The organism is Sphingobacteriales bacterium, assembly GCA_016706405.1.
In the GTDB taxonomy this organism is placed as follows: domain Bacteria; phylum Bacteroidota; class Bacteroidia; order Chitinophagales; family UBA2359; genus BJ6.
Window position 1 is genome coordinate 852,608 of record JADJJT010000001.1, and the last position, 14,885, is coordinate 867,492.

The following is a 14,885-nucleotide window of genomic DNA, read 5'->3' on the forward strand; positions in this document are numbered from 1 at the left end:
GATAAAAAATAGGGTACTGTCTAAAAAGTGTGCCCATCATTTAATCTTGTAAATCATATTTCAGCCGATTTTTGTCAAAATTGAACCTATAATAAAGAGTACACAAATCGGAAATTTTCAGGTAAAAACTAAAATTTATTTAAAGGTGCTTGTAAAGAGCTAACTATACTTAAAGTCCAGTTACAACCTGCGTAATATCAGTTAAATTGTGTGTGTTTGGTGGAAAAATGTTTGAATAAGGACTTACATAGTCTTTATGTCCGTAATATTTTTGTCCGGATAGTTATTATTGCGGCTTTTAGTCTTTTGCTCCAAGACATTATTTCCGTGCTTTAATGGCAGTATATTGATTAATCCAGCAGCCAACAAAATAGGGTTTTGCAGTTAAAGTATCGCAGCCGGCATTTTGTAACTCCTTTGTATCCGGAAAAAAAGCTGTTGCATTTTTTAAGGCCTGCTCGCCCTCATTAATCAGTAAGGCGTTTGCCTCAATAGCTTTTTGGTAATAGTCAGCAGCAAGCCAGTACAAGGCGGCTTTGTTTAATAAGGTGTCGGTACAAGGGTAAGCAGCCTCGTAAAGCTGGCCTTGTAATAAATAAGGCCTCCCCCAGTAAGGGTTTAAAGCGGTGGCTTCGGTTAAATAGGTTTGCATTAAAAGTCCGGTATTTTGTGTTGCCATTTTTGTCGTACCGGTTCTTTTAAAAATAAGTTTGGCCAAGTCGTAACGCGCTTGTGATTTGGCTTCTGCGTTAGAGGTTAGGCTGCAGGCATCTTGCAAATAAGATTCGGCTTTGGCAAAATCGCCTTTTTCAAGGTAAATAGTAGCCAACAAGTAAGCATCGTAAGCGGTTGGCTGTGTTTTGTACAAACTAAACAAGAGTTGCTTAAATAAGGGATGCTGCTCACATTTATGTCGCCAAAGCCATGCCAAACCCATGCGTATTGCTACCATATCGCTGGGATTGCGCTGTACTAAGGCAGTGGCTTTTTCTAAGGCTTCGGTGCAGGTAGTTGGCGGGTTTTGAAGGTAGTTTTGCGCCCATTCAAATTTGTCTAACAGTTGGCTTAGTTGGTTTTGCAGGTTTTGCAAATAGGTGTTTTCTCTAAAATCTACGGTATCGGCTGCAGCAAGGTCGGTTATATAGCAATGCAAAAAAGCATAGGTGTTTAGTACTTCTGAGGGGGTAATTATTGCACGCTGGGCTTTGTCAATTTTTGATTTAAGATGCGGTACAAACCAGTTTGAGTTTGCATTTTGGGCTAAAAAACTAAGCGCGGTATCTATTTTTCCGGCCCAAAGGCTTAAACTATCCGGATAAATTTGATACCACATATACCCTATTTCTCCGGATAAATAAGCATCTGTTTTATGTTCGTTGGGGGCAGTGGGTGTGCTAAAAACCGGAGGTAGTAATTTTAAATACTGTTGGTAATAGATTACAGCCGAGTCGGCATATAGTAATGCTTTAGTTTGGTTTTTACCCGCTAAGTTTTGCAGGGCTTGTTGAACGCAGTTTTGTATTAATAATTTTTTCGCTGTGGGGCAGCACGGGGCAAAAATGGCAAGGGTGCTATTATTGGGTAGGGCAAAATTTTGTTTTTGTAAAATATGCCCCAGCGCTTGGCAGCAATTAGTTTTTTGGCTTGTAAAATTATTATTTTTAGCGTGGCTTACCGTTAAACTAAAACCCCCATAAACAAAAGGCAGCAAACACAGCGTTAAAATTAAAAATGTAATGCTTAGTTTAGTGCTTTGGTTCATGGAAAACAATTAAACTTTGCGTTATTCAAATTGGTTGGCATTGACGGCAATAGTTCCGGTTACTTGTTTGATGCTGTAACTCGAAAAGTCTTGATTAGCCTCAAACCCTTTTCCGGTAATATATTCGGTTTCGGTGGTTACACGCACTACTTTATCTGAGTATAGTTTGCGTTTGTTTTCATCCCAGTGCAAATCTTCCGATTCAAGTTTATTTTTTTCGCTCAAGCTCTTCCAAACAACACTATCGCGCACCATAGTTTTGCGGTCGTTTATATTGCGAGTGCCATATTTGGCGGTAAGTTGCCCTGTGCTTTTAAGGCTATCGTCGTAAAAAGTAACTTTTAAGCCTTCCGGAAACTCTAAATATGGGTTTTCGGTTTTATGGCGCAACAATTTTGGCGCTTCAAGGCGTGCTTTGGTACTGCCTCCCTCGCTATAAATCATATCAACGCCTTTCACTACTTCAATACCCGGCTGCATTGCCTCGTCGATAGCATTAAGGTTTGACGAGTCGTTTTTACATCCTAAGGCAAAACCAAGAAAACCTGCAAGTATGGCAGCAAAAATAAAAAATTTAAACATGTTAATTTTACAACAACTACGGTCAAGAAAGCAATTATTTATTGATTCGCTTTGCTTAAATTGTAACGGCAAAATTACGACTATTAAGCCAAAAACTTAACGTTTGTTTTAAGAGCCTGTCTAAATTTTATTTTCTAATTCTATTAAGCATCAATTTTATCATGGCAAGTTGGATCATTGTCTGGCTCGTTTCGGTTTGGAACTCAAAGTCTTTACTCAATCTTCGATAGCTTTCGAGCCATGCAAAAGTTCTTTCAACAATCCATCTTTTTGGCAATACTTCGAATTTCGAGGCTGTATTCGATCTACTTACAACCTCAACCACCCACCCAAACGTTTTGCGGGTATTTTCAATTAACTCGCCTCTATACCCGCCATCAGCTACTATCTTTACCAATCTGCAAAACCTGCCTCTGAGGTCAGCTATAACCATTGGGGCTGATTTACTGTCATGCTCATTTGCCGCATGAACCACAACCGCTAAAAGTAGTCCCATTGTATCTACAATAATATGCCGCTTTCTGCCTTTAACTTTTTACCCCCGTCAATCCCTCTGCACAAGCCTCCGACGCTTGTTGTCTTTACGCTCTGGCTATCAATTATACCAACACTTGGCGATGAAGCCCTGCCTGCTTGCTTTCGAGTCTTATCCCTGAGTATTTCATGGATGAGTTCTATCGTCCCATCCTTCTTCCACTTGGTAAAATAGTAGTAAACAAGCTTCCATGACGGAAAATGGAACGGCAGCATGCGCCATTGACAGCCAGCTTTTAAGCAAATAGAACAGCGCATTAAAAATTTCTCTTAAACTGTGTTTTCGTTTCCGTTTGTCGTCTAAAATGCCTAATATTGCACTCCATTGACTATCGGTGAGACTGCTTGGGTAGGTTTTCATTTTACTTTATGTGTTTGATTTTCATAAAGCTATGAATTATTATTTAAACGTCAAACTGATAGTCTTTTATTCACATCTCTTTTAATAACTTTTTTCCTATCAATTTTTAGGACTGGCATGCCAATTTTTAATTTTTAGACAGTCTCTAAAACTTAAGTAGTAGTACTTGTAAGCAGGAATAATACTAAAATAAAGCAGTTTGTTTTAAAAAAAACTTGCCTACAAATTTTGTTTATTGCCAATTATGAGCGTTATTTGTGGCATCTTTAAAAAGCCTTCAAAATCATTCTGGCCGCAATTTGCCAACTCCTTACATTGTATTTTAATTGTATTTTTTTAATTAAACAATCCAAATTACGCAATGATTAAAAACAAGTACACTTCATTACGTTTTTGCCTGCTTTCCATTTTTTTTTTAGTGGCATTTTCGGGCAATTTGTTCGCACAGCGCGAAATTACAGGTAAAATTTCTGACGCTTTAAGTGCCGACCCCTTAACAGGTGCTGCCGTTAAAATAAAAGGTACTACAAAAGGCACTATTGCCGACTTTAATGGTAATTTTAAATTAATGGTTAGCGAGGCCGACATTCTAATTATTAGCTTTGTGGGCTATCAAACAGTTGAAATGCCCGTTAAAGGCCAAAACAACCTCGATATTAAAATGCAAGCCAATTTGGCCTTACCCGAAGTACTGTTGGTGGGTACGCGCAAATCGGGGCGTACCTTAACCGAAACCCCCGTAGCTATTGATGTGATACCCATTGAAGAGATTGCACAAAGCAGCGGCCAAGTTGATTTGCAACAAATATTACAATTTGCCGCACCGGCCTTTAACTCTAATCGCCAAGCAGGCTCAGATGGCTCAGACCATATAGATGCGGCCACCTTGCGCGGCTTAGGCCCCGACCAAGTTTTGGTTTTAGTAAACGGCAAACGCTACCACCCCTCGTCTTTAGTAAATGTATTTGGCTCGCGGGCACGTGGCAACGTAGGCGTTGACCTTAACACCATACCAACCGCCGCAATTGAAAGAGTTGAAATTCTGCGCGATGGCGCTGCCGCCCAATACGGCTCCGATGCTATTGCAGGTGTTATAAATATTGTATTAAAAAATACTACCGATGTGCTGTCGGCCAACCTTAGCACAGGCGCTTTCAGCAAAGAGTTAAGCAACCACTTAAAAGGCGAAACGCCCGAAAAATTGTCGAAATACTTACATACCGACGAGCTATACCGAGGCGCAGGTGTTAGCACTTTGGCAAATGTAAATTATGGCACAAAACTTGGCGAAAAAGGCTTTGTTAGTTTTACCGGCGAAGTTGTTTCGCGGGGGGCAACCGACCGCGCTAACGAAGATAATGCCCGTATTATAGGCGACTCGAAAACACACAACGCCAACACTTTTGTAAACGCCTTGGTGCCTTTAGCTAATGAAAGTAATTTTTACGCTTACGGAGGCCTTAACTTCCGGAATGGATTAGCCGGCGCATGGTACCGTTCTCCGGATGATGACCGCAATATTCCAAGCATCTATCCGGATGGTTTTGTACCCAATATCCGCACTAACCTGTTCGACCAATCATTAACTGCGGGTATCGACAGTAAAGTACAAGGCTGGGATATGGATTTTAGTTTCACTACGGGCAAAAATAGAATGCAATACTACGTTGAAAACTCGCTCAATACTTCTATGGGCGACCTAACACCTAAAAACTTCGAGGCAGGCGGATTTACCCATAGCCAAAATACAGCCAATTTAGGTTTTACACGTAATTACGAAAGTATTTTAGCTGGGTTCAATATAGCTTGGGGTCTTGAGCACCGCTTAGATCGCTACACCATTTTTGCCGGCGAAGATGCCTCGTGGCAAAATTATGGACCAGTAGCCGAATTAGACTCGGCAGGCAATACTATTATGGTTGATAAAGCCGGCGGCGCCCAAGGTTTTCCCGGATTTAGGCCGGTTAACGCCTTAGATAAAAGCCGTACAAATATAGGCGCTTATATTGATGCCGAATTAGACATTAACGAAAAATTTATGGTTGGTGCAGCCCTGCGCCGCGAAAATTACAGCGATTTTGGCTCAAATATAAGCTGGAAATTAGCCTCGCGCTACGAATTTGTTCCGGAATTTGCCTTGCGTGCATCGGCCAGCACCGGATTTAGAGCGCCCTCTTTGCAACAACGTTATTTTAACAGCACTTATACCGATTTTGTATCGGGCGTAGCTACCGATGTTGTTATATCGCGCAACGACAGCAAAATTGTACAAGAATTAGGCATACCAAGTCTTACCGAAGAAACTTCGTTTAACTACTCACTTGGTATTGTTTCGAACGTAAACAATTTTAGCCTTACCGTTGACTATTACAGTATTGCCATTGACGACCGCATTGTTTTAACCGGCTATTTTTATGCCGACGACGCCGATATTGCCCAAGAAGCCCGCGACATTATTGCCCGAGCAGGCGCCAGCGCAGCCAGCTTTTTTGCCAATGCAATTAATACCAAAACAACCGGCGTTGATGCCGTTGCCTCGTACCGCAACCGTTTAGGTACTGGCATATTCAATGCTGCCTTAGCCGTAAACTGGAATACTACCAAACAAGATGGAGACGTTAAAACTACTCCATTATTAGCCAACAAAGCCGATGTGTTTTTTGGCGAACGCGAGCGGCTGTTTATTGAGGGGTCAGCACCTAAAATAAAAGGCAATTTAACCCTTAACTACGACTTAGCCCGCTTTGGTGCGATGTTGCGCCTTGGGTATTTTGGCGAGGTTATTATGGGCACTTGGTCAAGTGGTGGTTTAATACAAACCTATCCGGCTAAAACATCTATTGATGCCAGCGTAAATTACCAGTTTAACAACCGCTTTCGCTTAACAATTGGTGCCAACAACTTAACCAATGCCTATCCTGCCGAACAAAACCCCGACGAAACTGAAAGTGGCGGCCCTTACGAATCGGTACAAATGGGCTACGGTGGCAGCTATTATTTTGCCCGTTTAGGCTTTAATTTCTAAACCTAAATTGATGGAGCAGGCAATAACTATTTTTAATTGATTTGTTGTTGCTACTAGGCTTCAAATTAAAAAAATGGGCTTGAGTTTTAAAATTCAAGCCCATTTTTTATGTTTTTAGCGGCAAATTTGGCACTTGAACGATGGCTACAAGAAGCAAAAAATAGGCACGCTACAACAAGGTTGTACCTAATTAATGAAAGGGCTTAAAATGTAATTTAACTAAATACTTGTTGAAGTTGTTTAAAAATTAGTTTCTTGAACTAATTTGAAACTAAGTACTATTAAAGTAATTGCGAACCTAAGTCGTCAATATATCTGTTTTACATTTTTGCAGCTTGTTTTATCTCAATAGTTTTTTAGTATCGAAGTTGCTTAAAGCGGCCACACCTTTTAATGCTTAAACAACTTCTATGTGTCTATGTGGTTAATTATGTGGTTTAATTCTTAAACAACTTCGTTGTTAAATTTTAGCTTAATTTTGCTGTTTATGTTTACGCACGAGTATTTTATGCGACAAGCATTAGCCCAGGCTAACCAAGCCTTTGATGCCGGAGAAGTGCCCGTAGGTGCTGTAATAGTGCATGGCAATCATATTTTAGCCAAAGCACACAACCAGGTTGAATTGCTGCGCGACAGCACCGCCCATGCCGAAATTTTAGCGCTTACCGCAGCCATGCAACAAGTAGGCGGTAAATATCTGCCTCAATGTACCCTGTACGTAACTTTAGAGCCTTGTCCTATGTGTGCGGGCGCGCTGTATTGGGCGCAAATGGGCGCTGTTTTATATGCTGCCACCGACACTAAAAGAGGGTTTAGTTTATTTAACCCACCCTTGCTACACCCAAGCACTAAAGTTGAAAATGGCATTTTGGCCCAGCCTTGTGCCCATTTGCTACAAAGATTTTTTAAGAACAAACGAAACAGCAATAAATAAACATTCTTAAAAATATGAATAAATTAGTTGCTCATCCCCTAATAATCCGGATTATTGTATCCTTTGTGGTTTTCATCATTGGCAGTTATAACCAGATAGAATCAGTTTTAGGGCAAACCTTAAATAAAATAAGTATTGCCCAAACCTTTACCACCAATAACAGCCTGTTGCCTACAAATGCAGTGCGGTGTGTACTTACTGACACCCTGAACAACCATTATCTGTGGGCTGGCACAAAGATGGGCTTAGCAGGTTTTGATGGTCAAAATTGGCAGGTTTACACTACCCAAAACAGCAATCTTCCGGATGATGATGTGCGCTCGTTGGCCATCAATACTAACCCGGTAAACAGTACCACACTTTGGATAGGCAGTTTTTCGGGTGGGTTAATCCGGAAAACCGGCAAGGAATGGGCTGTGTTAAATACCTCCAACAGCAATTTGCCCGATAATTTTATCAAAACGATAGCTATTGATGAAACAAGCAAATTTATTTGGGCGGGCACTACCAACGGGCTTGCCTGCATTACCCCCGATGACGACAACAATAATAACTACGCTATTTATAACTACTTTTTAAACACCCCCGAAGTTTGGCTTCAAAACATTAATGCTGTTTGGCCGTTAACGGGTTATAATATTTGGGCTGCCACCCTTAATGCAGGCTTAATTTGTATGGAAGACAGCAGTTTTTGGGCGCTGACAACCTACAACTCAACAATACCCGACAACACCCTAACCGATTTGTACTGGCAGCCTCAAAATAAAACTTTGTTTTTTACAACGGCTTTTCATGGCTTGGTTATTTATAATTTAGAAAACGGCAATTTAAATGAATACAATATAAATAATGCAAGCTTGCCATCGAACGAGCTAACCGCTGTTTATTTTTTGCCCCCCTATACTTTACTGCTGGGTACGGCAAAACATGGTTTAGCGGTTTTTGACTTGCAAAATTTTACTTGTTACCAAACGCTTTCTACCCAACAAGGGCTGCCGGGCAATACCGTTTACGATATGTGCCGGGCAAGCAGCGATACAAGTTTTTGGGTGGCTACTGATGGCGGTTTAGCACTACTATATGGCGCAAACATAGCTACGGGCAACGCCCCGTCTGATAGTTTTAACTTTAACAAGGGCGGCAACAGTGGGCAACGAATCAACTGGGCTAAGTATAATGGTAACCAACGCAAATTAGAATGGAGTTTGCCCTTAGCAGCTAATCAAAATGCTTCAAATTATTATAATTATACCTTATGGCTGATTGACACTAACGGAAACATCCGCTTGGCGCAACAATTTTCCGGAAATAAAAATAATGAATTAGTGTTGCCAACCCATTTTACCTCCGGATTTTATATTGTAAGGCTTAAATATGGGACTCAAACCTTGGTAAGTAAAATTTTAGTGGTATAAAAAGAAAAAATGGTCTAACTTGCCGAATAAAAAGCAAATTTTAGTTGTCAAAAAAGTAAATTAAAAACACCCTGCGTGCACGCCAATCCATCCGGAAAATAAATCGCTCACTCGCGCACGCACACACATACCAACTAAAAACCAAAACTGATTCACGCAGCAAATATTACATTGGCTACTACTACTGTGAAAAACCTATCGAGTTGTACCGACATGGAACTGGTGGAGCTTGCCAAAGCCAATAATAGTATGGCGTTTGGCTGCATTGTTGAGCGTTATGGGCAACGTATTACCGCAACCATAACAGGTATGTTGGGCCATGTTGCCGAGGTAGAAGATGTTGCACAAACCGTATTTTTGCGTTTTTATAAATCGTTAGACCAATACAAGGGCGAGGCGCAATTAAGCACCTATTTAACCCGGATTGCGATAAATTTAAGCCTCAATGCACTAAAAGTACGAAAAAGGCAAAGTTGGTTCACGTATTTTTCGATGACAGCAGGCTTAAAAGAAGCATCTGATAGCGACGAACACCAAGCACCACCTTTACAAATAGCCGATGAAACCGATTATGGCAACCAAGCCCTAAACCGCGATTTAGTACAAAAAGCATTAAATAAACTTCCGGATGATTTGCGCACTGTGGCCGTATTGCGCCTCATGGAAGGATACTCAACACAAGAAACAGCCAACCTGTTACAAATTCCGCTTGGCACCGTATTATCAAAATTAGCACGTGCGCGCGATAAATTGCGCCTTATTTTACAGCATTTAGGTTATGAGCAGTAAGGAATGTAGTTTTGCAGCAAAATAGATTGATTATTAATGTTAATGCCTAATGTAAATCCGGATATTCGTTAGTTAATTCAGAATCAAAACATTAAAATAAAAGGCCAAATAAATAATTTACGAAAAAAATAATATTCCACACCACACCTATCTTATCTTATATCATCTGTTTTTTTAAATTAAATTAATAATGAACCACCCTTGTTACAATTTATTATTGGCATCGTTTGACAGGCCATTAACGCCCAGCGAAGCCGAGAAGTTGCGCCAAGCCTTGGCCAACAGCCCCGAGCTATTGGCAGCGCAACAACAGCTTGAGGCCAACCAGTTAGCCTTAAACCAGTATGCCCAACAAATTAAACCCCATGCTTGGTTGGCAACAAAAGTAGCTCAAAAAATTGCCGCGCAAAAAGCCGCAGTTTTACCCGCCACTAATTCGCCTCCAAATTTACAGCAGGTTTTAGCCAATTTGTTTCCGCGAATGGCTTTGGCCACCTGCCTATTATTGGCCACATTATTAGGATGGGCCTATATGGCAAAAGGCGAAATAAGCTTTGAAAGCATTGCCGGTATTGATGTAATTAATTACGACGAAACCGAATTTGATGCCGATGAACTGAACGAAATGGGTGCTTTTAGTTTATTTTAACTAACTATTGAACTAAAACAAACCTTGTTTATTTACAAACACATTTATTAAGCGCGCTATTTTATCTTTTGTTTTTATTTATGAAACTTAGATCGTTACTTGTAGTATTAATGGCAATTTTAGTGGGATTTGCTTTGGGCGTTTTTGTGGCAGGCAGGTTTTTACAGGCACAAGTAAACGAGGTAGTTGGTCTTGACGAAAACAGCAGTTTGCCTCGCAAATTAGCCGAAACCTTACAACTTAGCCCCCAACAAGCCGAGCAGGTAAAACCTTTGGCTAAAACACACCATAAAGCGGTGCGGCAAATGCGCCGCACATTTATACAGCAGCGCGAGGCTCGTTTCGACTCGTTGATGCTGCAGTTGCAGCCTATTTTAACCGAAACACAACAACAAAAATTAAATAACTTTAAACAACAGCGTATCGAAAAACGACTACAACAACAAGAGAAAGTAAAAGCCCGCCGATTAAAACGAGGGCTTCCCGTTGATGAATAACGAGTAAGCCGGCAAAAAATAATTATGTTTGGATACTGCCAATAAAATTTAACGCAAGTAATTTATTGTAGTATTGGTTTAGGCAACGCTTGTACCTTCTTAACCATATAAACTGCCTTGTACAAAATATCAAGGCAGTATTTTGTTCCAACCGTTTTTTTAATGCGGTGTTGCAGTTCTTATTTGTCCGGGAGTATATTTAAAATCGGGGTAAGCTACCCCTTTTTTATCGTGGCCTTCGCCAAAATAAACCAACATTTTTGCAAAATCATTGGTTTCTAAATATCCGGGTGCAATTGAAATTTCGGTTAAATCGGCATCTAAAATAACTGTCGAGGGAAACGACATATTTTGTTGAAGCAAAGCTATTGCCAACTCGTGTATTACCCGTTTGTTGTAAAAAATGGGTTTAAACTCTTGGCCATCAATGGTAATGGTGTCGGTACTTTCGGCATTAAATTGTACGGTGTAATATTTTTGATTTAAGTAGTTAACCACATCTGTATCTTGCAAGGTGGTTTTCATCATTTTTTTACACCAGCCGCACCACGGGGTATCAAAAAATATCAATACTTTTTTTGGGTTCTTTTGGTTTTTCAAAACGGCGTCTTCTACATCTAACCAATGAATGCTTGCCAAATTTGAAGCCGGGCTGGCAGCACTAACGGGCATTGGCGCAGCTTGTTTGTTATTACCACTTTTGTTATTTACTTTACTTGTAGTTTTGGCAAAATCAGTTGCTGTTGGCGGTGGCGGTGGTGCAACAGCAGGAACGGTAGTCGCAGCGGGGGGGGTATTTTTACTTTGTGCAACAACCAAATTACTATAACTTAAACAAATCAACACAAGTAAGACCACAAATTGAAAGTCTCTTTTAATCAAAATCATTTTTTTATTATTTGAATTTATTTTATTATTCCGTTAAAAATTGGTGTAGGTTGCGCTTATACGAAAGGTTGAGTAAAAAATAAGATGATAACATTATTTGCCCGCTGTTGCAGCTATTTAAAGCAGCCTTTATCCGGATATTTTAAGAGGTAAAACCCCATGTATGGTCATTTATCTAACAAAGTTAATAATTTTCCTTTAATTGTCAATGGTTTAGGTTATCGCCTATCCCTATATGGCAGCCAATTGAGTTAGATGTATCAAGTTGGTTGAAAGTAAAAAACAATATTCAAATAAAACGCTAAAATTGCAAATTAGTTTTCCGGATAACGCCGCTTAACACCTCTTAAGTAATTTACAATTAATAATTAACAATGAATAATGCAATAAGTGGTTCATTATCAAGCGTTTACCACAAATAGTAGTATAAACTAATTTTAGCGAACCTCTTAGCAATTATTAGCTTTATTTTGGCTGGCAACAAAATATATTATGCCATTTCAAAACAGTGATTTTCATTTTTTACACTTTTGCAGCCACAAACAACCTTGCTTTGCCAATTATTGCGAACTTTGCACCTCTATCATAAATTGATGATCATACTTTTTTATTTTTATGACGCACCCTTACCAACACATCATTACCGAATTATACCGGATAAAGGCCCTTGAATTTGGAACATTTAAACTGCGCAGTGGCCTCGAATCGCCATTTTATTTAGATTTACGCAAAGTTGTTACTTACCCCGCCCTACTGCGCGATATTTGTACCGCACTTTGGAATAAAATTAACGAGAAAAACATTAAATATGATGTAATTTGTGGGGTACCCTATGCAGCTTTAGCATTTAGTGCAGGCTTGTCGGTTTTGCATGGCGTGCCAGGACTTACCAAACGCAAAGAACGCAAACAACACGGAACCAGCAAATTAGTAGAAGGGGTGTTTTTGCCCGGCCAAACCTGTTTGGTTGTTGAAGACGTAGTAACAAGCGGCATTAGCCTTTTAGAAACCATTGCCGAATTAGAAACCGAAGGCCTGAATATTACTGATGCGTTGGTAATTATTGACCGCGAACAAGGTGGTGCCGAGGCTTTGGCCCAACAAGACTGCCGGGTATTCGCCCTGTTTTCTATTACCGAAATGTTAGATGTGCTGCACGATATAGGCCTTTTGCCCGCCGCACTATATAATAAATGCTACGATTTTATCCGGATGAACCCCGGCCCCAACACCGACCATCACGCTGCAACCTCCGGCAAACACACCGACCATGTCGCCGCTCCTCAAATTATTACCGAAACGCACCCCCCCCGACTATCCTACGAAGAATTATTGCCCTACGCCAAACACCCAGCCGCAAAAAAACTTTTAGAAACAACGCACTACAAACAAACTAACCTTATTTGTGCCGCCGACGTAGCCGACCCTAACGACTTAATTAATTTGGCAAATACGGTTGGCCCCTATATTTGCGCACTCAAAACGCATATTGATGCCCTAACCAAAGTTACCCCCCAGCTAATTGAAGCCCTGAAAGAATTAGCCGAACGACACGAATTTTTATTGTTCGAAGACCGCAAATTTGGCGATATTGGCAGCACACTACTAATGCAATATACGGCACCTGTATTTAACGTACACCAATGGGCCGACTTAATTACCGTACACCCAATCGGCGGTGCATCGAGCGTTAAAGCCATGATGGGGGCCGGCAAAGCAGCGCAAATATTAATTGCCCAAATGAGCACCGAAGACACCTTAACCGATGCTGCCTATTTGCAAAAAGCCGTTGCCATAGCCCAACAATACCCCGAAGCTATTGCAGGCGTAGTAGCTCAACAAAGGGTACACCAAAACCCCGGTATTTTGCAGTTTGTACCGGGTATTCATTTAGTAGCAACCCAAGACGATAAAGGCCAAACCTACAACAGCCCCGAAGTGGCTTTTGCCAAACGCGGCGCCGATTTTATTATTGTGGGGCGCGGTATTTACCAACATCAATCGCCCGACTACGAAGCAGCGCGCTACCAAAATGCCGGATGGGAAGCCTACGAAGCCCTGCTCGATTAATTAGGTTATATAACTTGTGTGAACATAGATGAGCCAATTAATATCTTCCGGATTATACCCGGCCGGAGCGTATTAAGTAGGTGTGTAAAATTAGTTTGTAGTAACGTGAGTTCGGAGATTTACTTAGTAAATTTTAGCAAGATCTACTTGAGGTTTATTGGGGTAAAACTGATAGGCTACCAAGCTAGCGACTATATGGACAAAAGCATTCTGTGGTTTTCTGTGTCTGGTATGTTCTAAGTCAAAAACCGAGGTCAAAATATCATTAATGGCTTCAATCATAGGTCTTTTTTTCAATAAGAGCCTTTCTTCTAAGGACATTAGTCTGTTTTTCATATTCTTTTTGACTTTGGTAATTATTTTTAGTCCTTTTTCAAAAAAGTTGTTCCATAAGGTAGTCAAATAGCCTTTATCGCCAAACAATGTGCCTGATATTTTCTCTAATAGCTTGTTTAAGAGGTCTTTACTATTGTCTGCCACCTGTCCTGTAGTCAAAGCAAAGTCCACGATTTGTCCTTTGTGATTGACTATCAGGTGGAGCTTAAAGCCGAAAAACCACCCCATAGAAGATTTTCCTTTCGAGGCGGTTTGAGCAAAAACTTTATGTTGCTTGGCTCGCAGCATGTCACAAACAGGTAGCGCTTTGGCATCTATGTAATAAATTCCTGTTTTTCTGCTTGCTGGCAGGTTAATTTGGCTAAAATCGCCATAGGAAGAGCAACCCGTTCTATTAACTCTATAAAATAGTTGTAGGATGGGGCAGTAGGAAAATAGGTCTTTAAGTCATTCAAAACCAATGCTTTATAGTAATATTCAAAACATTTATAGCCCGAATAGTGGTAGAAAATCAGAATCGTAAGTATCTCACTTTCCGAAATTTTGGGCACACTACGAGGCCGTGGCATTGTTTTACCTTCGCTAAGCCAATGCTGAGCAACCCATTGTTGCATCAGCAAACAGGCATTATCTACAAAAAAAAATAATTCAAATAACATGGACACATCAAATTTTGTATCTTTGGACTTCATAAAAACAGGGGGTAGTATTGTTTGCAGTTTTGGACACTACAAAGATAACTATGCTCCTGTTTTTATTCCTATCAACTATACTAATCCCCCTATTTTTTATAGCTTAGCTCCGAATTCACGTTTTGTAGTATTAAACTTGCAAATTTTCGCTTCTTGCCATTGATAGGAAACTTGCTCAACTCCGAAGGATTAACCCACCCCTGCGCCCCTACGAGGAGGGAAATATTAAATGCTTCCGAATATAGATGCTTGTCTGAAATATAATTTTTGCAGCCTGTTTTTATCTCCATAGTTTCTTAGTGTCAAGTGTTTAAAACTGCCACATTTTTTAATGCTTAAACAATTTCTATG

At 40.3% G+C, this 14,885-nt stretch carries 12 protein-coding genes and 1 pseudogene; 7 read left to right on the top strand and 6 right to left on the bottom strand.

From position 1 onward, the window contains the following. Positions 1–319: 319 nt before the first annotated feature. The 3 genes and pseudogenes from IPI59_03325 to IPI59_03335 form a co-directional block, all read right to left on the bottom strand. Complete coding sequence (locus IPI59_03325) at positions 320–1,762, bottom strand: hypothetical protein (protein ID MBK7526590.1); 1,443 nt, start codon at positions 1,760–1,762, stop codon at positions 320–322. A gap of 21 nt (positions 1,763–1,783) precedes the next feature. After that, on the bottom strand, positions 1,784–2,344 hold the full coding sequence (gene lptC / locus IPI59_03330; protein ID MBK7526591.1) for an LPS export ABC transporter periplasmic protein LptC: 561 nt from the start codon (positions 2,342–2,344) through the stop codon (positions 1,784–1,786). A gap of 127 nt (positions 2,345–2,471) precedes the next feature. Next, positions 2,472–3,239, bottom strand: a pseudogene (locus IPI59_03335) (IS5 family transposase). Positions 3,240–3,600: 361 nt separating this feature from the next. Between IPI59_03335 and IPI59_03340 the strand changes: the two are divergent. The 6 genes from IPI59_03340 to IPI59_03365 all read left to right on the top strand — a co-directional run bounded on the left by IPI59_03340 (position 3,601) and on the right by IPI59_03365 (position 10,548). Further along, entirely contained in the window at positions 3,601–6,264 is a 2,664-nt protein-coding gene (locus tag IPI59_03340) for a TonB-dependent receptor (GenBank protein MBK7526592.1), read from the top strand. Between the two features lie 487 nt (positions 6,265–6,751). Then, positions 6,752–7,198: a nucleoside deaminase gene (locus tag IPI59_03345; protein ID MBK7526593.1), complete on the top strand. Its 447-nt coding sequence runs from the start codon at positions 6,752–6,754 to the stop codon at positions 7,196–7,198. 14 nt (positions 7,199–7,212) lie between these two features. Next, positions 7,213–8,613: a T9SS type A sorting domain-containing protein gene (locus IPI59_03350; GenBank protein MBK7526594.1), complete on the top strand. Its 1,401-nt coding sequence runs from the start codon at positions 7,213–7,215 to the stop codon at positions 8,611–8,613. A 186-nt stretch (positions 8,614–8,799) separates the two neighbouring features. Continuing rightward, positions 8,800–9,402: a sigma-70 family RNA polymerase sigma factor gene (locus IPI59_03355; GenBank protein MBK7526595.1), complete on the top strand. Its 603-nt coding sequence runs from the start codon at positions 8,800–8,802 to the stop codon at positions 9,400–9,402. A 190-nt stretch (positions 9,403–9,592) separates the two neighbouring features. Continuing rightward, positions 9,593–10,051 (top strand): hypothetical protein, encoded by a 459-nt coding sequence (locus IPI59_03360; GenBank protein MBK7526596.1) that lies wholly within the window; start codon positions 9,593–9,595, stop codon positions 10,049–10,051. 80 nt (positions 10,052–10,131) lie between these two features. After that, entirely contained in the window at positions 10,132–10,548 is a 417-nt protein-coding gene (locus IPI59_03365; GenBank protein MBK7526597.1) for a hypothetical protein, read from the top strand. Between the two features lie 159 nt (positions 10,549–10,707). Here the strand turns inward: IPI59_03365 and IPI59_03370 are convergent, their stop codons facing one another. Further along, the gene (locus IPI59_03370; GenBank protein MBK7526598.1) at positions 10,708–11,367 is read right to left on the bottom strand and encodes a thioredoxin family protein; all 660 of its coding nucleotides are present in this window, start codon (positions 11,365–11,367) and stop codon (positions 10,708–10,710) included. Positions 11,368–12,051: 684 nt separating this feature from the next. Between IPI59_03370 and pyrF the strand changes: the two genes are divergently transcribed. Continuing rightward, positions 12,052–13,506 (top strand): orotidine-5'-phosphate decarboxylase, encoded by a 1,455-nt coding sequence (gene pyrF, locus IPI59_03375; protein MBK7526599.1) that lies wholly within the window; start codon positions 12,052–12,054, stop codon positions 13,504–13,506. A gap of 123 nt (positions 13,507–13,629) precedes the next feature. On the opposite strand, the gene IPI59_03380 is transcribed toward pyrF, so the two are convergent. Beyond that, complete coding sequence (locus IPI59_03380) at positions 13,630–14,262, bottom strand: IS982 family transposase (protein MBK7526600.1); 633 nt, start codon at positions 14,260–14,262, stop codon at positions 13,630–13,632. Further along, on the bottom strand, positions 14,157–14,534 hold the full coding sequence (locus tag IPI59_03385) for a hypothetical protein (GenBank protein ID MBK7526601.1): 378 nt from the start codon (positions 14,532–14,534) through the stop codon (positions 14,157–14,159). Before IPI59_03385 ends, IPI59_03380 begins: the two co-directional genes overlap by 106 nt. Positions 14,535–14,885 lie beyond the last annotated feature (351 nt).